Source organism: Cupriavidus sp. PET2-C1, from assembly GCF_054515855.1.
Window position 1 is genome coordinate 2,377,884 of record NZ_CM137260.1, and the last position, 23,389, is coordinate 2,401,272.

Below are 23,389 nucleotides of genomic sequence, written 5' to 3' on the forward strand. Positions count from 1 at the left end.
TGCTTGGCAGCCGGCTTTTTCCATTGCCCCGATCCGCCCCGCGGTCTTTTCGTCACAGGTTGCGCAGCGCGCGGCTGCAAATGCGGCGGGTGGCGGCAGCCGGTTCATGCTGCTGCCAGCGCTGGCATAGGGCGCGGACCCAGTCGGGACTGTCCTTGGCCGCATCGTTGAGCCAGTTGGCCACCGAGTCCTGTACATAGGCAGAGGGGTCGGCCTTCAGCGCGTCCAGCAGCGGCAGGGCTTGCGCGGGATGCTTCTTCAGCGCGGCGATGTGCGCGCACCATACCCCACGCGGGCGCAGTGCCTCGGTGGTAAAGCGGCGCAGCCGCTCGGATGGCGATGCCGTCCAGGCGGCAAGCAGCGCGATGCTGGTGTCCAGGTCCGCCGCGAGATGCGGCCGCACGGCCATCCAGGCCCATTCGCGCACGCCGAAATGCGGATCGTCGGCCAGCGCCCGGATGGCTGCGAGGCGCTGGCTCAGATCCAGGTCCGGCCGCATGCCGGCCATGAAGCAGGCCCAGCCGCGCACGGTATCCGATGGATGCGCCTGGCAACGTGCGATGCCCGCGGCGCCAAGCTGCGCCAGGAGGATGGCGCCGATGCTGGCCATGCGCTTGAGGATGCCGAGCTGGCCGGCGGCTTCGGCTTGCCGGATGGCGGCTGGCGGGAGCTCGGGAAACACGGCGCGCAGCAGCGTGACCTGGTTCAACGCCAGGCATTCGGTGAGCGTGGCGCTTTGCAGTTCGCCACGTTCCAGCGCGGCCAGGATGCCGGCGGGAATATCCGCCGCCCGGCTCGCGCCCTTGCGTGTTGCCGGCTGGGCTGCCGACTGGTTCATGCCAGATCCCCCGGCACGCCATCGCGCTTGGCCATGCCCGCGGAAACCTTGCTTAGCAGGCCGTCGAGCAAGGCGCGCTCCTGTGCGGACAAGTGACAGAACAGGCTGGCGATCCAGCGGCCATGCTCGTCGAACACCTTCTTGGCGACCTGCTTGCCCTTGCGGGTGAGCCGGATGGTCAGGGCGCGCCGGTCCGTGGTGTCGGCATGGCGCTCGATCAGCGCCTCGCGCTCCAGCCCGTCCAGCAGGCCGGTGATGGTGGCGCGCGTGACACCGGCCTGCTCGGCAAGCGTATTGGGCGCCAGCCCGTCCTTGGCTGCGTTCAGCAGGAACAACAGCACGAAACGGCCTTCGGACAGGCCATGCGGAGCCAGCAGCGCAGCGCAGTCGCGGTCGATCGCGGACGCTAGCGATAGTGCCCGGAAGCACAGCTGGATGCTGTCCAGGTCGGGCAACTGGCGTCGTTCGGCTTCGTTGAGCAGGGCGAGGTACTTCTGTTCGAGTGCTTGCATAGTGGCGCCATATTATATGGCGCCTAACTAATTGGCAAGCGCGCCGCCAGCTGCCTTCAGGGCAATCCGGTCGACCAGCAGCACGATGGCGGCACCGATCGCCGTCGCCGCCACGCGGTCCATCAGCATGCCGGCGTCGGCCGGCCGGCTGGCGCCCATGATCATCACCATCAGCGGGGTCATGACCGCCGAGTAGGCCAGGTAGTTGCGCAGGCGCAGCAGTGGCCGGATGCCGGCCAGCCATCCCGCATTGAATGCCACCAGCCAGTACGGGAGCTGGTGGCCCAGCAGCAAGCTCGCGCCAAGCACGCCGAGGAGGGTGCCGGCCACCCGCTGCGTGGCCTTGACGGCGAAGCCCTCCGGCTGCCGCTGCAGCAGGATCGCCACGGTCAGCGTGATCCATTCGAAGTGATGGCCCGGAAGCAGCCAGCGCAGGATGCAGGCGCAGGCCAGGCCGAGCACCAGCCGCAGCGTGTACTGCCACCCGGCCCAATGCGACAGCGTGCGCCGCCATCGCCGCAGGCGCTGCGCCGTGGTGGGCAACGCCAAGGGCGTGCCGGGCTGCGGCAGCGCCCTGGCCCTCGGCGCGAGGAGCAGGCACAGCAGGCAGGTCCAGAGCGCGCCGGCCAGCGTGAGCAGGAGAAAACCCGCCCGATGCGGCGCAGCGCTTGCCGCACCGGTGGCAATGATGAGGAACAGGATGAAGCGCGTGGCCGCGATAGCGAGCGGGCGGCTGTAGCCGCCGATGCAGGCCGCCGCACCGGCCAGCAAGAGGACGATGACATCGGTCAGGGCGCCGTGGCCTGCCGCGACGGCAGCGATGGCCGCGGCAGCCGCAACCGGTGCAAGCAGGGCCGCCAGCGGCCTGATGCGGGATTCGTCTTGCGCATCGATGCCGGATCCGGCGACCGCCCCGGCGCCGATCGCCAGGCTGCCGAGCGCGGCGGCCTGGCCAAGCGCGATCTGCCCCATGGCGCCAGCGAGCAGCAGTGGCATGCCCATGCCCAGGGCTGCCGCGAGCATCTCGCGAGGATGCACCTGCGCGCCGGCGGGCCAATGGATGGCTTTGGCAAGGTGGGTCTTTGCGCTCAATGTCCCCTCCCGTGATTGCGGGACTCCGCCGCCAGAAAATCGCGCGGCGCCTGTCCCAGCGCGCGCCGGAACATGGTGGAGAAGGCGCCGGCATTGGCATAGCCGGTTTCGGCCGCCACGTGCGCGAGCGGCTTGCCGCGGCTCATCAGGTCCACGGCGTGCGCCAGCCGCAATTGCTGGCGCCAGGCGGCAAAGCTGGTGCGCAGCTCGGTGCGGAACAGGCGCGCCAGGGTGCGCTCGCTGGCACCCGTCAGCTCGGCCCATTGCGCCAGGCTTAGCGCTGAGCCCGGCTGCTCCATCAAGGCATCGCACAAGGCTTTAAGGCGGCGGTCGGTAGGCAAGGCCAGCCCCGGCCAGAGCGTGGGCGCGGTGCGCAACTCCTCGAGCAGCAAGGCCGCGCTTAGCTGGCGCCGTGGCGCGGACAAGCTGGCCGCGTCGGTCAGCGCCACCATCAGGTTGCGCATCAACGCCGACACTTCCACGACCACGCAGGCGGTGAGCGAAAGCGGCGCCGCCTGCGGCAGTACATAGCAGGCATGCAGCGCTGCGTCGCCCAGCGTGACCACCTCGTGTTCCACATCCGGCGGAATCCACACCGCGCGCATGGTCGGCACCACCCAGGTCGTGCCTGCCGCGGTGACCCGCATGCTGCCGCGCGAGGGGCACGAGATCTGCCCCCAAGCATGCCGATGGCGGCGAATGATGGCGTTGGGCGGCGGCAGGCGCAGATGCACGATGACCGGTTGCTCGGCGGTGGGCTGGGTCAGCGGGACGGGCAGGTAGGTGGTGCGTGGCATCTGGCTCGGCGCGGCTTTGGCGCAGGTGTTCGGGTGTGGCTGGCATTCGTAAGAAATTGCCCGAGAAGTGTAACCCGGCCAGATCGGCGCGTCCTACGATGGCGCTCATCGCATGAGCACCACGGAGTTCCCTCGCATGAGCAATACCAGTCAGCCCGGCTTGCCGCCCCCGGCCAGCCTTCCCGGCAATCCCGCCGTTTCCAAGGCGCCACCCGCCGCGGGCCCCGCACCCGCGGGCAAGCTGTCGGACAGCGCGCGCGCCGCCTTGGTCATCGCCCTGTGCGTAGCCGCGGTCTGGCTGGTGGGCCGCGCCACCGGCGCGCCCGGCGGGCTGGTGCTGGCGGGCGCGCTGGTGGCGTCCACCGTGTGCTGCTGGGCGCTGGGCGTGCTGCCCGAGCCGGCTACGACGTTGCTGTTCTTCCTGTGCGCCGTCGTGCTGCACGTGGCGCCGGCCTCCGTGGTGTTCTCGGGCTTTGCCTCTACCGCGTGGTGGCTCATGTTCGGTGGCGCGGTAACCGGCGTGGCCTTGCGCCAGACCGGGCTGGCGCAGCGCCTGGCGGCCATCATTTTCCGGGGCCGGGTGGGCAGCTATCGCCAGGTGATCGGCACCGTGGCGGTGAGCGCCGTGGGGCTGGCATTCCTGATGCCCTCGACCACCGGGCGGGTGCTGCTGCTGATGCCGATCGTGCTGGCGCTGGCCGACCGGCTTGGATTCGCACCGGGTTCCAACGGCCGCATCGGCATGGTGCTGACCGTGGCAGCCGCCAGCTATATGCCGCCCACCACCATCCTGCCGGCCAATATCCCCAACAGCGTGTTGCTCGGCGCGGCTAGCTCCCTGTATGGCGTCAACCTGAGCTATGGCAGCTATCTCCTGCTGCATTTCCCCATCCTGGGCTTGCTCAAGACCGTGATGCTGGTCTGGCTGGTATGCCGGCTGTTTCCCGAGCACGGACCGATCGCGGCACTCCCGCGCGAACAAGCGAGCGCGCCGAGCCGGCAGGAAAAGCTGCTGGCGGTGATCCTGGTGCTGGCCGTGGCCGGGTTTGCCACCGACACGCTGCACGGCGTCTCGCCGGCCTGGATCTCGCTGGCGGCATGCATCGTCTGCCTGCTGCCGGGCGTGGGCCTGGTTTCCTCGCGCATGCTGGCCGAGCAGGTGCACCTCACGCCCCTGATCTATGTGGCCGGCTTTCTCGGCCTGGGCGCCGTGGTGGAATCCACCGGGCTGGGGGGCGCCATCAGCACGGCGCTGCTGCGCTGGCTGCCCCTCTCGCCGGGACATACCGCCGCCAATGTGGCCGCGCTTGGCGCGGTCGGGGCGAGCCTGGGGCTCATGACGACGCTGCCCGGATTGCCGGCCGTGCTGACGCCGCTGGCCAAACAGCTGGCGCAGGCCACGGGTTTGTCGCTGGAAGCCGTGCTGATGCTGCAGGTTCCCGTGTTCTCCACGGTGTTCTTTCCCTACCAGTCGCCACCCATCGTGATCGCCATGCAGCTCGGTGGCGTGGGGCTGCGCGACGGAACCCGCATGTGCCTGGCGCTGGCCGCGCTGACCTTGCTGGTGCTGCTGCCGCTGGATTACTTCTGGTGGCGCTTGCTGGGCTACCTGCCTTGAGCGCGCTGCCAGCAAGCTTGCGCTAACTGAGGCATGATCTCGGCCTTCGACCTCTGGTTAACCCCAGCCCCGGGTAGGCTGGCATGCGGGTAAGCCGAGCTCCACCGTAGAAGGCAATGATGACGACAAGAGCGCACTGCGCGCCGCAAGCGCAGGCTAGCCCCGTGGGCGGCGCAAGCTGGATGACCCTGCTGCTGGCTACGGCCTGCGGCCTGATCGTGGCCAACCTGTATTACGCGCAGCCGTTGATCGGCCCGATCGGCCACGCGCTGGGGCTGTCGCCGCAGGCGGCGGGCCTGATCGTGACCCTGATCCAGGCCGGTTACGGCGCGGGCCTGCTGCTGATCGTGCCGCTGGGCGACATCATCGAGAACCGCCGGCTGATCTGCAGCCTGCTGGTCGCCAGCGCACTCGCACTGGCCGGCGCGGCGCTGGCCGGCCATGCCGGGGTGTTTCTGCTGGCGGCCGTCTGCATCGGGCTGAGCTCCGTGGCGGCCCAGGTCCTGGTGCCGTTTGCCGCGCACCTGGCGCCTGAGCACGCGCGCGGCCGTGTCGTCGGCAATGTCATGAGCGGCCTGATGCTGGGCATCATGCTGGCCCGTCCGGCCGCCAGCCTGGTCACCGACCTGTGGGGCTGGCATGCCATTTTCGCGGGCTCGGCCGTGGGGATGGCCCTGCTCGCCGCCGTGCTCATGCGGCTGCTCCCGGATCGCCGCCCGGCACCTGCGGTGCGATATGGCGCGCTGCTGGTGTCCATGTGGCAGCTGCTGTGCGCGCAGCCCGTGCTGCGCCGGCGTGCGGCTTACCAGGCATGCATGTTCGGGGCGTTCAGCCTGTTCTGGACCACCGTGCCCCTGTGGCTCGCCGGCCCCGGGTTCGGCCTGAGCCAGAAGGGCATCGCTCTGTTCGCGCTGGCTGGCGTGGCGGGTGCGGTGGCCGCGCCCATCGCCGGGCGCCAGGCCGATCGCGGCCGTGGCCGGGGCATGACCATGCTCGCCATGTTGCTCGCGGCCGGCGCCTTTGTGCTGGGACAGGCCGGCACGCCCGGCTCGCCCTTAGCCCTGGCGGCGCTGACGATTGCCGCCATCGCGCTGGATTTTGGCGTGGCGGCCACCCTGGTCGTGAGCCAGCGCGCCATTTTTGCGCTGGGCGCCGCCTATCGCAGCCGCCTGAACGGGCTGTTCATGGCGATCTTCTTCACCGGCGGCGCGGTGGCATCGGCCGTCGGGGCGTGGGCCTTTGCCCAAGGCGGCTGGACGCTCACCAGCTGGATCGGCTTCGGCCTGCCGGCCATGGCGGGCCTGTACTTTGCTACGGAGCGACGGCCCGCGGGCGCGCCGCCGCGCTGATCCCGGATCGCCGGGGCCGGGGCGCGCGCCCTGTGCGCGTGATCCAGGCAGCGACCTGATCTATCGATGCTCCCGGGCGCCCCGCCGAAATTTTTTTTCGTTCCAAGGGAAATGACTGCATTCCCTGTCAACCAGACGTATTACTATTCGTTACGAAATATTACGGGGCTGAAACACTTGGCCCGGTAGCCCCCCACGCTGCCAGCCACGCCCCGTGATCCAGGCTACGCCTGGCCGTCTACCTCGCCACTGCCATGGCGGGCGCGGCGGTTTTGAATCGTTAGGGCAGCACCACAAGACCGGATACCGGCTTTGCTGCATTGGGAACAGGGGAGCGTCAAGTGGTGCAAGGACCAATCTCGAGCCTTCAATGGCTGTCGGGGCTGCATGCCAGGGGATTTTTTCAAGATCTCGGGCCTTTTTTCTATTTTCGCTATCTGGCGACGCTCACTGCGTTGTCGGCGTTTTGCCATCCGCCGGGCGGCAAGAAGTGGGTTTTAAAGCGTTTCAAGCTGATCTGCCGGTCCGCATTCCGCTTTACCGCGGTGCGCAGCTGGTTGCAGGCGGTCGACTCCTGCGCGCTGATGCGGCGCGTGGCCGTGGCCAAGCCTTCGCTGCTCGAGCGCCCGTATCGCCCGCTTGGCGCATGCGGGCTGAGCTTTCGCGAGCGCATGCGCACGGTGCTGGATCACTACCGTGCGATGAGCACGCTGGTGCCGCTGGCGCTGAGCGAACGCGTCTACGTGGGCGGCGGGCTCGAATGGGCGATGGGCGACGGCCGCTATAGGTTGCGCCTGGCGGATTCGGGGCCGAACCCCAAGGAAGGCGAACTGGCCTTTTATTGGCTGGACACGGCCACCGGCGTGTGCCTGAGCCAGCTCAGCTTCTACCTGGCGCAGCGCAAGGACGGCACGGAGATCTTCGTCGGGGGCCTGCAAGGCCCCATGGGCGAGAGCAGCCGCGACCTGATCCGCGAATCCACCAAGGCATGCGAAGGCCTGCGTCCCAAGGACGCGGTCATGGAAGCGCTGCTCGGCTTTGCCGCCTTGCTCGGGGTGCAGCGCATCGTAGGCGTCAGCAAGAAAAATCACGTGGGCCGCCAACGCCATACCCCGCGCGAGATCCGCTGCGACTACGAGGGCTTCTGGATGGAGTCCGCGGGCCAGCCAATGCCTTGCGGCAATGTCGAGGTGCCGGTCAACCAGCCGCGCCGCGATGTGATGGCGCTGCCGTCCAAGAAGCGCTCCGCGTACCGGCGCAAGCTGGCCCAGGTAGAGGCCATCCACGCGGCCGTGCACGACTGGTTCGCGGCACCTGCCGTGCCGCAGGCAACCACCCCGGCACCCGCCCTGACGCAGGCGATTGCGCCGGGCAGCGCGGAGCCGCTTGCGGCGTAAGGCAGGGCGGCGGCGGGCCGCCGTGGAGGCACACAAAAAAACGCAGGCTTCGGCCTGCGTTTTTTTACGCCGGGTGTATAGACCGGGACTGCAGTAAACCCTAGTAGTCTAGATTTGTAGACCTTATTAGAGTAAGCCACTTCCGCAAGCCACTGCCAGCCGGCGCCAACACGCTGGCGCCCCCCAACTTTTGCAGTCGCTGCGTTGCTCCCGCCGACGATGCCGAATCCCGCTCTCACCGCCTTGCCTGCCTCCAGCGACCTCTTGTCCCGCAGCCGCCAGCCGGTCTACCTCCAGCTCGCCACGATCTTCCGCCGCCATATCGAGAGCGGCGAATGGCGTCAAGGCGAGCGCATTCCGTCGCTCGAACAGCTTTGCCGCGAGTTCGGCGTGGCGCGCATGACCATGCATCACGCACTCTCCCTGCTTGACGAAGAAGGCCTGCTGACCCGCGAGCGCGGGCGTGGCACGTTCGTCAAGGCAAGCTGCCGCGAGCGCCGCGCCATGAGGCTGCCGGTGAGCTGGGACCAGGTGGTGGCGGTCGGCGAGCAGCTCGACACGGAGGCGCTGTCGGAATCCGACGGCACCGTCACCTTGCCGGACGAACTGGGCATGCCTTGCGCCGCCGCGCGCGCGCCGGGCTATCACTTCCTGCGCCGCCTGCACCGGATCGAGCAGCGCCCGTTCGCGCTGGGCGAGGTCTTCATCGAGGCCAGCGTGTTTGCCCGCAAGCCGGAAGCGTTCCGCCACGGGCCTTCGGTGCCGGTGCTGGATCGTTTCCCCCAGCTGAAGGTCACCGCCGCCAGGCAGCGCCTGTCGATCATTGCGGCGGGCGCGGAATCGGCCGCCAGGCTGGCCTTGCCCGTTGGCGCGCCGGTGGCCGAATTGCGGCGCTATGCGTGCGTGGACGGCGTGATCGTCTATTACGCGCGCATCGAATTCCCGAGCGAGTTCGTCTGCCTGGATTTCGACCTGCTCGCGCCCGGCGCGGGCGCCGCCCCCGTTTATGCCCCACCGCGCCCGGCCGCCACGCCGCCGGCGCAATCCTGATGCTTGTCCACCAATCCATTCCCCAATCCGCCAACTGGAAATGAACGAGATGCCGAATACCGACCGCAACCAAGGTAGCCATGCAACCCAGGGCAACAGCGGGCAGAGCGAGATGAACGGCGCCGAGAGCCTGGTCAAGACGCTGCTGGCCTGCGGCGTGGATACCTGCTTTGCCAACCCCGGCACCAGCGAAATGCACTTCGTGGCAGCGCTAGACCGCATTCCCGGCATGCGTTGCGTGCTCGGCCTGTTTGAGGGCGTGGTGACCGGCGCGGCCGATGGCTACGCGCGTATGGCCGACAAGCCGGCGGCCACACTGCTGCACTGCGGCCCGGGCCTGGCCAATGGCCTGGCCAACCTGCATAACGCGCGCCGCGCGCAGACGCCGGTGATCAACATCGTGGGCGACCAGGCCACCTATCACCGTCCGTTCGACGCACCGCTGACGGCCGATACGGAAGGTTGGGCGCGCCCCGTCTCGGTCTGGACCCGCACCGCCACGGATGCGGCATCGGTCGGCGCCGATGCCGCCACGGCCGTGCAGGCCGCGTGCGCCGCCCCCGGCGGGGTCGCCAGCCTGATCCTGCCCTCGGATGTCTGCTGGGATGCCGGCGGCAAGGTAGGCGTGCCGCTGGCGCCGCTGCCGGTGCCCAAGGTCTCGCCCGACGCCGTCCAGCAAGCTGCACGCCTGCTGCGCTCGGGCCAGCCCACGCTGATCGTGCTGGCCGGCACCGCGCTGCGCGAAGCGCCGCTGGCCGATGCGCACCGCATCGCCGCCGCCACCGATGCGCGCCTGATCACGCCGATGTCCAACGCCCGCGTGTCGCGCGGCCGCGGCCGTTTCAATGTGGATCGGGTGCCCTATTCCGGCGACGTGGCGCGTGACAAGCTGGCCGGCATCCGCAATGTCATCCTGGTGGGCGCGCCGCCGCCGGTGACGTTCTTCGCCTACCCGGGCAAGTCGCCGCGCCCGTATCCGGAAGACGCTGAGATCCATGTGCTGGCACGTCCGGAACAAGATCTGGCCGAAGCCCTGGCGCGTCTTGCCGACGAGCTTGGCGCCCCCTCGGTGCCGGTGCCGGCTTCGGTCGCGCCGCGTGGGATCGCCAAGGGCGCGGTGACCTCCGAGGCGGTCGCGCAAACGCTGACGGCGCTGCTGCCGGAGCAGGCCATCGTGGTGGAAGAGAGCGTGAGCTTCGGGCGTGCGTTTTACCCGGGGACCGTGCATGCCGCGCCGCATGACTGGCTGCAACTGACTGGTGGTGCTATCGGCGATGGGCTGCCGCTGGCGACTGGCGCCGCGGTTGCCGCGCCGGGGCGCCGGGTTGTTGCGCTGCAGGCCGATGGCTCGGGGATGTACACACTGCAATCGCTGTGGACCATGGCGCGGGAGAAGCTTGACGTCACCGTGGTGATTCTGGCTAATCGGAAGTATGCGATTTTGCTGGGTGAGCTGGCCGGGGTTGGGGCCAATCCGGGCAAGACTGCGCTTGATATGCTGGATATCGGCAATCCGGATCTTAACTGGGTGCAGCTGGCCAATGGGATGGGGGTGGAGGCTGCGCGGGCTGAGGATATGGAGCGGTTTGCTGAGTTGTTTGGTATGGCTAATGCTCGGCGGGGGCCGTTTGTTATTGAGTTGGTGATTTGAGGTAGGTGGGGGCCGAAGGGCAGATGCAACTGCAACTGCAACTGCCTAACTTCAACGTCAAGAGCTTAAAGTCAAAGGCAGTTTCACCACCCCTGCGGGGCGGCGACCTACTTTTTTGTCTTGCCAAAAAAGTAGGCAAAAAAGGCGCGCCGGACGGGGCGACTACCCCCTCGGGCTTCGGCGAAAAGAGCGGCCGGGACCCAAACTCGCATCGCCTTAAGGCGATACTCAGACATGGGTCCCTCTTTTCCGCTCTTTTCGCCGAATCCCGAGGCGCCCCATACGGCCTAGGTAAACCTTCACGGCTCGCTTCGCATCGCGTGCGGGTGTCTCCCGCCTGACTGGCGGGAGACACGGCTACACCGATCGGTTGATCTTGCCGCTGGTTGGCTCCCCTCTCCCACTTGTGGGAGAGGGGCCGGGGGAGAGGGCGGGCGCTTGCTAAATAGCACTGCGCACATAAGCCCGGCCCGGGCTTTACGCCGCCATTACCTCGCCATACCGCTGCACATGAAAATCGCTGTCGCCCAGCAACGGGTCGATCATCGTGAGCCGCTTGAAGTAATCCCCAACCTCCAGCTCATCCGTCATGCCCATGCCGCCATGCAGTTGCACGGCTTGCTGGCCGACAAGGCGGCCGGCCTTGACGACCGTGACCTTGGCGGCGCTAAGCATGCGGCGGCGTTGGGCGGGGTCGGTTTCGTCCAGCGCCTGGGCTGCCACGTAGGCCATCGACAACGCTAGTTCCTTTTGTACGAGCATGTCGGCCATGCGGTGCTGCAGCGCCTGGAACACGGCTAGCGGCTTGCCGAACTGCTGCCGCGTGCGCAGGTATTCGGCGGTGATCTCGATCAGTTTTTCCATGGCGCCGGCGGCTTCGGCGCATAGCGCGGCGATGCCGTGGTCGATGCCGTGGAGCAGGGCGGGCAGGCCGTCGGCCGCGTCGCCGATCATGGCGCTGGCGTCCACGGCGACGTTTTGCAGGGCGAGGTCGGCGGCGCGCAGGCCGTCCATGGTGGGATAGCCGCGCACGGTGAGCCCGGCGGCGTTGGCGGGTACCAGGAACAGGGCAAGCTCATTGCTGCCGCAGATGCGCGCGGTGAGCAGGAAGGCGTCAGCGGCTTCGCCGTGCCAGGCCAGGCTCTTGCTGCCGTTAAGGACGTAGCCATCACCCTTGCGCTCGGCGCTGGCGCGCGCGGCCTCGGGGCGGTAGCGGGTGGTGGGTTCCAGGTAGGCGAGGCTGACCACGCGTTCGCCGGCGGCGATGGCGGGCAGCCACTCGTTTTTCTGGGCGGCGCTGCCGTAGGCGGTGAGCACGGCGGCGGCCATCACCGCGGTGGGCGTGACCGGTTCCAGCACCAGGCCACGGCCCAGTTCGCGCTGCACCACCAGCTGGCTGGCGGCGCTTTCGCCGAAGCCGCCGTATTCGCCGGGCACGGTCAGGCCGAGCACGCCCATTTCGGCTAGCTGCGCCCAGGTGGCGCGGTTGAAGCTGCCGCCGCCGCGGGCGCTCTTGCGGCGTTTATCGAAGGTGTATTCGGTATCGATGAAGCGGCGCAGGCTGTCCGCCAGCATCTGCTGTTCTTCGCTGTAGTTGAAGTCCATGACTGTGCTTGTTCCGTCTGTGCTCTCAGAAACCGAGGATCATCTTGGAGATGATGTTCTTCTGTACTTCGGTAGTGCCGCCGTAGATCGATGTCTTGCGCATGTCGAAATACGTGGACGCGGCGGGCGCGGCCCAGGCCGGGGCGTGCAGCGGTGCGTCGGCGGGCGGCGTTTCGCCGGCTTCGAGCCAGCGCGGGGAGTAGGGCCAGGCATTGGGGCCGGCCACTTCCATCTGCAGCATGGCGAGGTCCTGCTGGATCTCGGAGCCACGGATCTTGACGATGGAGGCCTCCGGGCCTGGGCCGCGGCCGGCGTCTTGCGTGGCTACGCGCAGCAGCAGCATTTCCAGCGCCATGATGTCCATCTCGATGCGCGCGATCTTGTCGCGCATGCGCACGTCGTCGATCAGCGGGCGGCCGGCGCCGTCGGTGGCTTGCGCGGCGTAGTGCTTGAGCTGGCGCAGCTCGCGGTTGCAGTGGCCGATGCCGGCAATGCCGGTGCGCTCGTGGCCGAGCAGGTACTTGGCATAGGTCCAGCCGCGGTTTTCTTCACCCAGCAGGTTGCCTGCCGGCACCTCCACATCTTCGAACCACACCTCGTTGACGTCGTGGCCGCCGTCCAGCGTGACGATCGGGCGCACGGTCACGCCCGGCGTCTTCATGTCGATCAGCAGCATCGAGATGCCTTCCTGCGGCTTGGATTCGCTGTCGGTGCGCACCAGGCAGAAGATCCAGTCGGCGAAGTGCGCCATCGTCGTCCAGGTCTTCTGGCCGTTGACGATATAACGGTCGCCCTGGCGCACGGCGCGCGTCTTGAGCGAGGCCAGGTCGGAGCCGGAGCCGGGCTCGGAGTAGCCCTGGCACCAGAAATCCTCCACCGTGGGGATGCGCGGCAGGAAGCGCTCCTTGTGTTCCTGGCTGGCGTACTTCATCAGCACCGGGCCGATCATGGTCAGGCCGAAGGGCAGCAGGCGCGGCGCGCCCGCACGGAACGCCTCGATCTCGAAGATCAGGCGCTGCAGCGCGTTCCAGCCGGTGCCGCCCCATTCCTTGGGCCAGGTCGGCGCGCCCCAGCCCCGCGCGTGCAGGATACGGTGCCAGCGCACATAGTCATCCTTCTCCACGCGCTGGTGAGCCAGCACCTTGTCGCGGATATCCGCGGGCAGGCTGGCCTGCACGAAACTCCGAACTTCTTCGCGGAACGCTTGTTCCGCCGCGCTGAAACGCAGGTCCATCTGTTTGTCCCCTCGGTTGGGAAGGCGGGCCGCCACCGGCCGCCGTTTTGAGTCGTTGCCGGGATTTTATGGGTGGCAGGGCATTCGGTTCTTCCGCAATGGCAAAGCCGTCCTTCCGCGCTTGCGAACCGATGGCCGCGGCCAGCCAGCCGCCTGCCAGCGCACATGCCACGCAGAACACGGCCTTAGCCAAATCCAAATGGCACGCGGCAGGCGCCTGCCGCACACTGGCGCAGTGCCGTCGCAGCACAAGAACAATTCACGCCGAGGAGACAGGCGATGCCCCGCTGGACCAAACGTTGCACCCGATGGCTCGCCCTATGTGGCTGGCTGGCGGCCACGGCGAGCGCATTCGCCGCTTATCCGGACAAGCCCGTCCGGCTGGTGGTGCCCTTCCCGCCGGGCGGCGCCACCGACCTGCTCGCGCGTGAAGTCAGCCATGCACTTTCCGTGCGGCTCGGCCAGTCGGTCGTGATCGAGAACCGGCCCGGTGCGGGCGGCAACATCGCCGCCGTGGCGGTGGCGCGCGCGCCGGCCGATGGCTATACCTTGCTGTTCGGCACCTTCGGCTCGCTGGCCGTCAACAAGAGCCTGTACGACAAGCCGGGCTACGATCCGCTCAAGGATTTCGCGCCGGTGGCCTCCGTGGCCTACCTGCCCAACGTGCTGGTGGTCCATCCCTCCGTCCCGGCCCGTAACGTGGCCGAGCTGCTGGCGCTCGCCCGGCGCGAGCCCGGCAAGCTGACCTACGGCTCCTTTGGCAACGGCTCGTCCTCGCACCTGGCTGGCGAGCTCTTCACCCACATGGCGGGCGTGCGCATCGACCACGTGCCATACAAGGGCAGCGCCCCGGCCATGACGGACCTGATCGGCGGGCGCCTGACCATGATGTTCGACAGCATCTCCACCGCCTTGCCGTACGTGCGTGACGGCCGCGTGCGCGCGCTGGCGGTCACCACCGCCAAGCCATCCGAACAGTTGCCTGGCGTGCCGACGCTGGCCGCTGCCGGCGTGCCCGGCTACGAGCTGACGGCCTGGTTCGGCGTGGTGGCGCCGGCCAATACCCCGGCCGCCATTGTCGATCGCCTCAATGCCGAGATCGTGGCGTCGCTCGCGCAGCCCGAGCTGGCGGCGCGGCTGGCAAGCCAGGGCACGGTGCCTTTTCCTTCGACGCCGGCGCAGTTCGGCACCTATATGCGCACCCAGTACCAGAAGTGGGACGGCCTGATCAAGTCAGCGAACATCCATCTGGATCAGTGAGTTCGTCGCTCCCAGCCGTTCCTTGCCACCCCAGCCGTTGCAACAGCCAGTCCGGTTTCAACCTAATCATCGCTAGCACCATGTCTTCTTTCCGCCCCGAGTTCATTCACGACATCCCCCGGCACTGGGCCGAGCAATCGCCCCAGGCGCCGTGCCTGCATGAGGCCAGCGGCGTGCTTAGCTACGGCACGCTGTGGCAGCGCATCACCGCCACGCGCGACTGGCTTGCCGCGCAGGGCGTGGGGCAGGGCGACCGCGTGATGGTGGTGGGCGAGAATTGTGCCGAGATGGTGGTGATGCTGTTTGCCTGCAGCGCGCTGCACGCGTGGCCGATCCAGGTCAACGCACGGCTTTCGCCGCGGGAGATCGACGGCATCCGCGCGCATGCGGAGCCGTTGTTGACGTTCTTTACCAACCATGTCTCCGACGTAGCCGCGGCGCATGCCAGGCGGCTCGGCGCACAGCCCACCGATTGCGTGGCGCTCGATCCCGGCCTTGCCAGCCTGCGCGCCTCGGAGGTGCCGCCGCGCGTGAGCGCCGCCGAGGCGCGGGACGTGGCCACGCTGATCTATACCTCCGGCACCACCGGCGCGCCCAAGGGCGTGATGGTGCCGCACGCCGGCCTGACCATCTTCGCGCGGATCTCCGCGACCTCGCGCCATCTCGGCCCCGACGACATCGCCTACGGCGCGCTGCCGCTGTCGCATATCTTCGGCATCGCCACCGTGCTGATGGCCACGCTGTACGCGGGCGCCAGCCTGGTGATGCGGCCACGCTTCGATGCGGCGGATGTGTTTGCCGCGCTGGAGTCCCCCGGCGTCACCATGCTGCAAGGCGTGCCTACCATGTTCACGCGCATCATGGCGGTGGCGCGGGAGTCGTCGCTGGCGAGCGGCGCCGCCGCGTTTCCCCGCCTGCGTTATCTCTATACCGGCGGCGCCCCGCTGGACCCGACTCTCAAGCGCGACACCGAGGCATGGTTCGGCCAGCCGCTGCATCACGGCTACGGCATCACCGAATACGCCGGTTCGCTGTTCATCACCCGCATGGATGCGCCGCGCGCCGATTGCTCCGCCGGCTACATCGTCGAAGGCGTGGAGATCAGCATCACCAACGAACAGGGCGAGCCGATGCCCGCCGGCGAGCGTGGCCAGATCCGCGTGCGCGGCCCGGGTGTGATGCGCGGCTACTTCCGCAACGCGGAGCAGACGGCCGAGGCGCTGTTGCCGGGCGGCTGGCTCAATACCGGGGATCTCGGCTTCCTGGGCGAAGACGGCGCACTATTTATCGTGGGCCGCTCCAAGGACCTGATTATTCGCTCGGGCTTCAACGTCTACCCGATCGAGGTGGAGTCCGTCATCAACGCCTTCCCCGGCGTGCGCCAGTCCGCCGTGGTCGGGCGCGCTGCTGCCGATGGCAACGAAGAAGTCGTGGCTTTTATCGAAACGCAGCCGGGCGCGAAGCTGGACACCGCCGCCCTGGAGGCCTACCTGCGGGACAGCCTGGCGCCGTACAAGCGGCCCGCGCAGATCCGCGTGATCGAGACCATTCCCACCACCGCCAGCGGCAAGCTCTTGAAGCAGCCGCTGCGCGCCATGCTGGACGGCACTGCCGTAGCGGCATGACCCCGGCGGCGGCTGATTCGATGAGCACGCCGCCCACCAGCGCTTCGCCGCGGGCCGAAGCGTTCTCGCAGCCAGCGCCCCGCACAAGACGCACAATAAGGAGGAGACAGATGAAACGATGGATGATGGCCGGCATGCTGCTGGCCTTGGTGCAAGGCACCGCAATGGCGGACAACTATCCGGCGCGCCCGGTGAAGCTGATTGTGGGCTACGCCCCGGGCGGCCCGGTCGATACCGCCGCGCGCATCTACGCCGACTACCTGGGCCGCACGCTCAAGCAGCCGGTGGTGGTGGACAACCGCGCCGGCGCCAGCGGCGCCATTGCCGCGGACCTGACGGCAAAGGCAACGCCGGACGGCTACACGCTGTACTTCGTGGCCAGCCCCACCATGACCATGACGCCGCTGATCCAGAAGTCGGTGAATTTCAATCCCACCAAGGATTTCACCTATGTCGGCCTGATCACCGATTACACCAACGTGCTGCTGATCAACAAGGATTTCCCCGCCAAGAACGTCACCGAGCTAGTCGAGTACGCGCGCAAGCATCCGGAAGGCGTCAGCTTCGGCTCGGCCGGCGTGGGCGCGTCCAACCATCTGTCCGCCGAGCTGCTCGCGCAGATGGGCGGGGTGAAGATGCTGCACGTGCCGTACAAGGGCAACTCGCCGGCGATGGCCGATGTGATCGGCGGCAAGGTGACCTTCATGTTCGACATCACCGGCACCGCCATCGGCCATATCCAGGGAGGCAAGGTGCGCGCGCTGGCGGTGACGTCGAAGACGCGCAACGCGGCGCTGCCGACCGTGCCGACCATGATCGAGTCCGGCATGAAGAACTATGACCTGACCGGCTGGTACGCGCTGATCGGCCCGCAGAAACTGCCCGCCGATGTGGTGGACAAGCTGGTCAAGGCGCAGAAATCGATCGGCGACGATCCTGCCTTCCAGCAGCGCATGACGCAGGGCGGCTACGACCTTGATATCACCGGGCCAAAGCCGCTGGCCGACCGCATCCAGCGCGAACTGAAGCTGTGGGGTGGGGTGGTGAAGACGGCGAATATCCAGGTGGATTGAGGCCGGATGGCTCCCCTCGCCAACTTGTGGCAGAGGGGAGCGCGGCTTATGCGTTTGCGCGCAGCGCCGTTCAGGCGTCCGGTGCGCGCTTGCGCAGCAGGTACCGCTGCAAGCCGTCGAGCACCAGCACGCCGTGCTGGTTATGCACCGTCGAGCGCAAGGTCAGCACGCCGGTGGTGCGGTTCGGCGCGAGCTCGCTGACTTCCAGCGCGCTGTACAGCGTATCGCCCACATAGACCGGATGCAGGAAGCGGCTGCTCTGGTCGAGAAACCCCTTCAGCGATTCCTCCACCATATGCGGGAACAGGCCGGCGCCCGCCGCCGTCTGGATCAGCACCTGGTAGCCGTGCGCCAGCATGTGCGGCATGCCGTGGGCGCGGCAGTACTCTGCGTCGTAATGCACCGGGTGGTTGTCGCCGCTCGCCAGCTGGAAGGCGGCGAACAGCGCCTCGGTCATGGTGCGCGAGGGCAGCACAAAGCGTTCACCGGGTACAAAATCTTCGAAATAACGCTGTTCGCACATGCGGTGGCCGCGCGGGTCGAAGCTGGTCGTTTCGGGGTTCGCTGTGGATGGCTTGATGGTCATCGGTCGGTATCGGGGTTGGTGGCGCGAAGCAGCGCGCCAGCAGAAGAAGCCGCGCCGCGCCATGGCCTGGCGCAGCGCGGGTGCAGGTGCAAGTCAATCCGCCTTGATGCCCAGCCGCTCCACCAGCGCCTTCTCCTGTGCAATCTGCTGCAGGGCAAAGCGGGTGTAGCCGGCGCTGTCCAGGTACATCAGGTCCTGGTCCTGCTGCTTGAGCGCGGCCAGATGCTGGGGATCTTCCGCGGCGCGCCGCAGCGCGGCCTGCAGGATGTTGACCACCTTGGGGTCCATGCCCTTTGGCCCGGCCACGCCGTAGGGCGAGTTCGAGACGATGTCGTAGCCGAGCTCGCGCAGCGTGGGCGCGTCGGGCCAGCGCGGGGAGCGCTGCGCCGTCCATAGATTCAGCCAGCGCAACTTGCCCGCATCGACCAGCGTGCCGGCTGCGCTGCCGGCGGCGCAGAGCTGCACATGGTTGCCCATCAGCGAGTTCAGGCAGTCGGCATCGCCCTTGAAGGGCACGTGGTTGACGGTGAGGTTCTCTTTGGTCACCAGCTCGATCATGGTGATGTGCGGCGAGCTGTACTGGCCCGGCGAGCCATAGCTCACGGTGCCCGGCCTGGCGCGCGCATCGCGCAGGAAATCGCTCCAGTTCTTCCACGGGGAATTGGCCGGCACCACTACGCCGAAGGTGTAGCCCGTGATGCGCGACAGGTAGGTGAAATCCCGCGCCGGGTCAAAGGCGGTCTTCTGGATGAAGGGCTGACGGAACACGGTGACCGGCATCATCGACAGCGTGTAGCCGTCGGGTTTCGCTTGCCGCAGGGCAAGCGCGCCCATGGTGCCGGCCACGCCAGGCTTGTTGTCCACCACCACGGTCTGGCCGAGGGATTTCTGCAAGGCCGCGGCAAACTGACGGACTACCACATCGGTGGTGCCGCCCGGCGCATAGGGCACGATCAGCGTTACCGGGCGGGTGGGATAGGTGGGAGCGGGCTGCGCCTGGGCCAGCGTGGCGCAGCCTAGAACGATTACGGCGCCAGCTGCGCGCCATGGCTTGCGGACTGCATGCATCGGAAGTCTCCTCTTGTTGTCGTTCCCTTCGATCCCGATGTTGTCGTTGTCGTTGTCGTTGTTGCTGTCCTTGCGCGGGTCAGTGCTCCACCACGGCCCATGCGTCCATCGCCTGGCCCCCGGCATCGTCGCCGGTCCACAAGGTGACCTTGCCCGGCGTGCTGGCATCGGCCGTGCCGCCCACCGCCAGCGTGTCGTGATCGAACATCGGCGCCAGCCCGCGGAAGCCGAAACGGCGCACTGTGGCGCCGGGCATCTCGCGCGCCAGCAGGTCCAGCGTGAGCATCGCCTGCAGCGGGCCGTGCACGACCAGGCCGGGGTAGCCTTCCACGTCGCGCACGTAGTCGTGGTCGTAGTGGATGCGGTGGCCATTGAAGGTGAGCGCGGAGAAACGGAACAGCATCGCCGGGTCGGCGCGCAACTGGCGCTGCCATTGCGCCTGGTGCGCCAGGCGCGGCCGCGCGGGCAGTGGCTGGCCAGGCTCCGGCATGGCGCGATAGACCAGGTCTTGGCGCTCGGTCAGCGCGACCTCGCCCTTGACGGTGAGCACATGTTCCACAGTGACAAACCACAGCTCTCCGCTGCGCCCGCTCTTGTGCTCGACATTGCGGATGGTGGATGTGCGCGTCACCGTATCGCCCACGCGCAGCGGCTTGTGGAAATCCAGCTCGCCGCCGGCCCACATGCGGCGCGGCAGCGGCACCGGCGGCATGAAGCCGCCCAGCGCCGGGTGGCCGTCCTGGCCAAGCTCGCGCTGCGGGGCGCGCGGCAGGAAGTAGAGCCAGTGCCACAGCGGCGGCAGCGGGCCGCGCACCAGCGCGTCGCCGTCGAGGTCGAGCGTGGCCGCGAGGCCGATCACGGGTTCCGGGGAGAGGGTCTCGGTGCGGCTTTCACTGCGGCCGATCCAGGTACGCAAGGTTTCGAGTTGGGTCATGGCGGGGGATTTGCGGGTTCGGCGCCGGTTAGCCTGCCAGCGCGAGCATGCGCCGGGCCTGTTCGATGACGGGGCGGTCGACCATCTTGCCGTCGACCTGCACGGCGTGGCTGCCGCTGGCGGTGGCGTCCAGCACGCGCCGTGCCCAGTCCAGTTGCTCGGCCGTGGGCAGGAAGCCGGCGCGCACCGCGGCAAGCTGGGCCGGATGAATGCACAGCTTGGCGGCAAAGCCGAGGGCGCGCGCGTGCGCCACGTCATCGGCCAGCACGGCTTCGTCCTTCAGCGCGGTGGTGACGCCATCCACGGGCGGCGGCAGGCCGGCCACGCGCGAAGCCAGCACAATGCGCGAGCGCGCCATCAGCAACGCCTCGCGGGTATGGGCGCAACCCAGGTCCACGGCGAAGTCCAGCGAGCCAAAGGCCAGCCGCGACACGCCTTGCGCGGTGGCAACCGCATCGATGCCGTGCAGGCCGCACGCGCTCTCGATGATCGCTACCAGGCGGCCCTGCGGGTTGACCTGCGCTAGCGCCTGGGCGATCTCGCCCAGCGCGGCCGGGTCTTCTGCCTTGGGCACCAGCAAGCCGGCCAGCGGTGCGCCGGGCGGCAAGGCGCGCAGCCATGCCATGTCGGTGGCAAAGGCCGGCGAGCTGGCATCGTTGATGCGCACATAGGCCTGCGCCTGCGCACCGCGCCCCAGCAGCCACGCGGCAATGGCCGTGCGCGCGGCCGGCTTGGCGTCCGGATGCACGGCGTCTTCGAGATCGAGGATCAGCGCATCGGGCGCGGCGGCAGCGGCTTTGTCGAAGCGTTCGGGCCGGTCGCCCGGCACGAACAGATAGGTCATGGCGGTGGTGACGGCGGACATGAAGCGAGTCTCGGTAGGATTGGCCATGTGATCAGGCGGTGGGCAGCCAGTCGTTGACGTTCGGCTGCTTCTCCAGCGCCCACACGCGGGCAATGATGGTGCGCATCTCGGCCTCGCTCGCGCCGCGGCGGAACGCGCCCAGTTGCAGCGCCTTGGCCTCCAGCTCCGGGCGCGACAAGGTATTGCCCGGATCGCCCTTGGGCACGTCCACGCGGCCCGCCAGCGTGCGGCCGTCGGTGGTCTTGACCGTGACGCGGCCGATCCACTGGCGCGGATACGCGGCATTGATCTCGTCGTCCAGTTCCATCTCTACCTTGTCGCGGAAGGTGGCCACCTTCGCGTCTTGCAGCGCATGGTCCTCGAACTCGCCCAGGCCGGCGTGCGCATGCACGGCGACCAGGCCCAGCACGGTGCCCATGGAGAACTTGGCCTGGTGGATGGTCTTGGGGTCGGTCACGGGGCCGAGCACGTCGATGGCGCCCTGGTGCACGTGCGCGGTCACGTTGCCGATCTGGTCCGCGCTGATCTTCTCGCGCAGCATCAGGTCCTTGAGCGCATCGGCCGCCGGGTGCGTGTGGCGGCACGAGGCGAAGAACTTGAACGAAGTCTCGGCGGTGGCCCAGCGCTCGCCCAAGCCGTCGGTCAGGGCGGCGGGATTGGCGTCGCTGGACATGCCGGCGGCCATGCCCTGCGGGCCTTCCAGGATGCGCTTCGCACCGGTAAAGCCAGCGCGTGCGATCCAGGCGGACATCAGGCCGTCGGCAGCTGCCTTGGCGGTGTGCAGTTGCTTGGAGTCCGCCGCGTCGCGCAGGAATTCCCACAGGCCGGCGGCCTGCGTGCCGGCCGAGCCGAGCGCCTGGTTGATGCCTTCTGCGTCCATGCCATACAGCTTGGCGACAGCGGCGGCTGCCGCCAGCGTGCCGACGGTGCCTGTGGTGTGGAACACGCGATAGTGCGAGCGGCCCATGAATTCGCCGATACGGATGCCTGCCTCGTAGCCGGCGATGGAAGCCAGCAGTACCTCGGCACCGCTTTTGCCTTCGGCCTGCGCGGCAGCGATCACGGCGGGGAACACCACGGCGGCCGGGTGCAGCACCGAGCCGTTATGCACGTCGTCCTGCTCCACCACGTGGGAGGAGGCGCCATTGATCAGGGCGGCAAAGTATGGCGAGGTGCGGCGGCGATCCACCAGCACCTCGGCCGGGCCCTGCTGCGGGCCCATTGCGGCGACGAACTCCTGCAGCTTGCGCACCGCCGGTGCATCCTTGCCCGCGATGGCGGAGGCAATCCAGTCGAGGAACAGGTCCTTGGTGCGCGCAACAACGTCGGCGGGCACGTCGGCCAGCGTGAAGCGGGCCAGGAAATCGCACAGCTGGCGGGTAGGGTAGGTGTGGTCAGTGGCTTGGCTCATGCCGGCTCCGGGCGGGGTTCTGGGGTTGTTTGTCGTGCTGTTCCTCCCCTCTCCCACGCCAGTGGGAGGGGCCGGGGGAGAGGGCGGGCGCTCGCGCAAGGTGACACGCCTCGCTCTTGCACATGCCTGCCCTCTCCCCCAACCCCTCTCCCGCAAGCGGGAGAGGGGAGCCACGCCTGCGCGAGGCTGCGCGTTGGCGTCACGGCTTCGTGCCGTCGTTCAAATCGTCTTGCTGTCCGTCATCCTGGCAATCTCGTCCGCGCCGTAACCCAGCTCTGCCAGGATGGCCGCGCTATGCGCGCCCAGCGCCGGGACGTCGCCCATCACCGGTTCCACGCCCGACAGGTTGGCCGGCGGCAGCAACGCCCCGATGGGGCCGCCGGGGCTGGCCACTTCGCGCCAGCGCCCGCGCGCGGCCAGTTGCGGGTGGCTCCACACGGCCTCGATATCGTTCATGGGCGCGTTGGCGATCTGCGCGTCGTCCAGCAGTGCTTCGACCTGCGTCACCGTCATCGGCGCGAAACGCGCTTCGATCAACGCGGTCAGCTCGGTGCGGTTCTTGACGCGCCCCGAGTTGGAGGCGAAGCGCTCATCCTTGAGCAGCTCCGGCTGCGCCAGCACCTTGTTGCAGAAGGCCTGCCATTCACGCTCGTTCTGCAGGCCGAAGATCACGCTGCCGCCGTCGCCGGTACGGTGCACGCCATACGGCGCGATGGCCGGGTGCGATGCGCCAAATCGTGCTGGCGCCTTGCCGCCGTAGTGGCCGAAGTACAGCGCGTAGTTCATCCACTCGGTCAGTGCCTCCAGCATGGTCACCTCCACGCGCAGGCCCTGGCCGGTGCGCCCGCGCTGCAGCAGCGCGGAGAGGATGCCGCTATAGGCGTACATGCCGGCCGCGATGTCGGCGATGGAAATGCCCGCGCGCGATGGTTCATCCGCGCTGCCGGTGATGCCGATCAGGCCGGCGGCCGCCTGGATCAGCAGGTCGTACGCTTTCTTGTCGCGATAGGGGCCGGCGTCTCCGTAGCCCGAAATATCGCAGACGATGAGCTTGCCGTAGCGCGGGTGCAGCGTGTCGAAATCCAGCCCCATGCGCGCAGCCGCGCCGGGTGCCAGGTTCTGCACCAGCACGTCCGCATCGGCCAGCAGGCGGTGCAGCACGGCTTGCGCCTCGTCTTGCTTGAGGTCGAGCGTCAGGCTCTCCTTGCCGCGGTTGAGCCAGACGAAGTGCGAGGCCTGGCCATGGACGGTCTCATCGTAGCCACGCGCGAAATCGCCCACGCCGGGGCGCTCCACCTTGACCACGCGGGCGCCCAGGTCGGCCAGCTGGCGGGTGGCGAACGGCGCGGCCACGGCGTGTTCGAGGGAGACGACGCGGATGCCATCGAGCGGGCGGATGCCCCGGTGCGTAGCAAGCATGGCGG

Annotated in this window: 20 protein-coding genes; 8 read left to right on the top strand and 12 right to left on the bottom strand. The window is 68.2% G+C overall.

The features are described from left to right. Positions 1-52: 52 nt before the first annotated feature. The 4 genes from ACX12D_RS30655 to ACX12D_RS30670 are packed head-to-tail and all read right to left on the bottom strand — an operon-like array spanning position 53 to position 3,239. Positions 53-838, bottom strand: coding sequence for a DNA alkylation repair protein (locus tag ACX12D_RS30655; RefSeq protein ID WP_459374779.1), 786 nt, complete (start codon positions 836-838; stop codon positions 53-55). Further along, a complete protein-coding gene (locus ACX12D_RS30660) occupies positions 835-1,350 on the bottom strand; it encodes a MarR family winged helix-turn-helix transcriptional regulator (protein ID WP_459374780.1) in 516 nt (171 codons plus the stop codon). The genes ACX12D_RS30655 and ACX12D_RS30660 overlap by 4 nt, the downstream gene beginning before the upstream one ends. Before the next feature lie 27 nt (positions 1,351-1,377). Then, on the bottom strand, positions 1,378-2,442 hold the full coding sequence (locus tag ACX12D_RS30665; RefSeq protein WP_459374782.1) for an FUSC family protein: 1,065 nt from the start codon (positions 2,440-2,442) through the stop codon (positions 1,378-1,380). Continuing rightward, the gene (locus ACX12D_RS30670; protein ID WP_459374784.1) at positions 2,439-3,239 is read right to left on the bottom strand and encodes an AraC family transcriptional regulator; all 801 of its coding nucleotides are present in this window, start codon (positions 3,237-3,239) and stop codon (positions 2,439-2,441) included. Before ACX12D_RS30670 ends, ACX12D_RS30665 begins: the two co-directional genes overlap by 4 nt. A gap of 136 nt (positions 3,240-3,375) precedes the next feature. Between ACX12D_RS30670 and ACX12D_RS30675 the strand changes: the two genes are divergently transcribed. From ACX12D_RS30675 to ACX12D_RS30695, 5 genes are all read left to right on the top strand, one after another. Then, positions 3,376-4,857: an SLC13 family permease gene (locus ACX12D_RS30675; protein ID WP_459374785.1), complete on the top strand. Its 1,482-nt coding sequence runs from the start codon at positions 3,376-3,378 to the stop codon at positions 4,855-4,857. A 119-nt stretch (positions 4,858-4,976) separates the two neighbouring features. Continuing rightward, complete coding sequence (locus tag ACX12D_RS30680) at positions 4,977-6,206, top strand: MFS transporter (protein ID WP_459376572.1); 1,230 nt, start codon at positions 4,977-4,979, stop codon at positions 6,204-6,206. A 344-nt stretch (positions 6,207-6,550) separates the two neighbouring features. After that, positions 6,551-7,603 carry a DUF535 family protein gene (locus tag ACX12D_RS30685; RefSeq protein ID WP_459374787.1) on the top strand — a complete coding sequence of 351 codons (1,053 nt, stop codon included), beginning with the start codon at positions 6,551-6,553 and terminating at the stop codon, positions 7,601-7,603. Between the two features lie 219 nt (positions 7,604-7,822). Further along, positions 7,823-8,653, top strand: coding sequence for a GntR family transcriptional regulator (locus ACX12D_RS30690; protein WP_459374788.1), 831 nt, complete (start codon positions 7,823-7,825; stop codon positions 8,651-8,653). A 112-nt stretch (positions 8,654-8,765) separates the two neighbouring features. Beyond that, the gene (locus ACX12D_RS30695; RefSeq protein WP_459376573.1) at positions 8,766-10,304 is read left to right on the top strand and encodes an acetolactate synthase large subunit; all 1,539 of its coding nucleotides are present in this window, start codon (positions 8,766-8,768) and stop codon (positions 10,302-10,304) included. A gap of 477 nt (positions 10,305-10,781) precedes the next feature. On the opposite strand, the gene ACX12D_RS30700 is transcribed toward ACX12D_RS30695, so the two are convergent. Together ACX12D_RS30700 and ACX12D_RS30705 are read right to left on the bottom strand one after the other, a co-directional pair. Then, a complete protein-coding gene (locus ACX12D_RS30700; protein WP_459374789.1) occupies positions 10,782-11,909 on the bottom strand; it encodes an acyl-CoA dehydrogenase family protein in 1,128 nt (375 codons plus the stop codon). Positions 11,910-11,934: 25 nt separating this feature from the next. Continuing rightward, on the bottom strand, positions 11,935-13,143 hold the full coding sequence (locus tag ACX12D_RS30705; protein WP_459374790.1) for an acyl-CoA dehydrogenase family protein: 1,209 nt from the start codon (positions 13,141-13,143) through the stop codon (positions 11,935-11,937). Between the two features lie 279 nt (positions 13,144-13,422). Between ACX12D_RS30705 and ACX12D_RS30710 the strand changes: the two genes are divergently transcribed. From ACX12D_RS30710 to ACX12D_RS30720, 3 genes are all read left to right on the top strand, one after another. Continuing rightward, positions 13,423-14,403 (top strand): tripartite tricarboxylate transporter substrate binding protein, encoded by a 981-nt coding sequence (locus ACX12D_RS30710; protein WP_441639880.1) that lies wholly within the window; start codon positions 13,423-13,425, stop codon positions 14,401-14,403. A gap of 80 nt (positions 14,404-14,483) precedes the next feature. Next, complete coding sequence (locus ACX12D_RS30715; protein ID WP_459374791.1) at positions 14,484-16,028, top strand: class I adenylate-forming enzyme family protein; 1,545 nt, start codon at positions 14,484-14,486, stop codon at positions 16,026-16,028. Positions 16,029-16,138: 110 nt separating this feature from the next. Continuing rightward, entirely contained in the window at positions 16,139-17,101 is a 963-nt protein-coding gene (locus ACX12D_RS30720) for a Bug family tripartite tricarboxylate transporter substrate binding protein (RefSeq protein WP_441639878.1), read from the top strand. Positions 17,102-17,171: 70 nt separating this feature from the next. Here the strand turns inward: ACX12D_RS30720 and ACX12D_RS30725 are convergent, their stop codons facing one another. The 6 genes from ACX12D_RS30725 to ACX12D_RS30750 all read right to left on the bottom strand — a co-directional run bounded on the left by ACX12D_RS30725 (position 17,172) and on the right by ACX12D_RS30750 (position 23,384). Next, positions 17,172-17,687 carry a MaoC family dehydratase gene (locus ACX12D_RS30725; protein ID WP_459374792.1) on the bottom strand — a complete coding sequence of 172 codons (516 nt, stop codon included), beginning with the start codon at positions 17,685-17,687 and terminating at the stop codon, positions 17,172-17,174. A gap of 93 nt (positions 17,688-17,780) precedes the next feature. Beyond that, entirely contained in the window at positions 17,781-18,755 is a 975-nt protein-coding gene (locus tag ACX12D_RS30730) for a tripartite tricarboxylate transporter substrate binding protein (protein ID WP_459374793.1), read from the bottom strand. 79 nt (positions 18,756-18,834) lie between these two features. Next, the gene (locus tag ACX12D_RS30735) at positions 18,835-19,689 is read right to left on the bottom strand and encodes an HTD2 family dehydratase (RefSeq protein ID WP_459374794.1); all 855 of its coding nucleotides are present in this window, start codon (positions 19,687-19,689) and stop codon (positions 18,835-18,837) included. Positions 19,690-19,717: 28 nt separating this feature from the next. Further along, on the bottom strand, positions 19,718-20,554 hold the full coding sequence (locus ACX12D_RS30740) for an HpcH/HpaI aldolase/citrate lyase family protein (protein WP_459374795.1): 837 nt from the start codon (positions 20,552-20,554) through the stop codon (positions 19,718-19,720). 31 nt (positions 20,555-20,585) lie between these two features. Then, on the bottom strand, positions 20,586-21,965 hold the full coding sequence (locus ACX12D_RS30745; RefSeq protein ID WP_459374796.1) for an MmgE/PrpD family protein: 1,380 nt from the start codon (positions 21,963-21,965) through the stop codon (positions 20,586-20,588). A gap of 219 nt (positions 21,966-22,184) precedes the next feature. Continuing rightward, positions 22,185-23,384: a CaiB/BaiF CoA transferase family protein gene (locus ACX12D_RS30750; protein ID WP_459374797.1), complete on the bottom strand. Its 1,200-nt coding sequence runs from the start codon at positions 23,382-23,384 to the stop codon at positions 22,185-22,187. Positions 23,385-23,389: the final 5 nt, after the last annotated feature.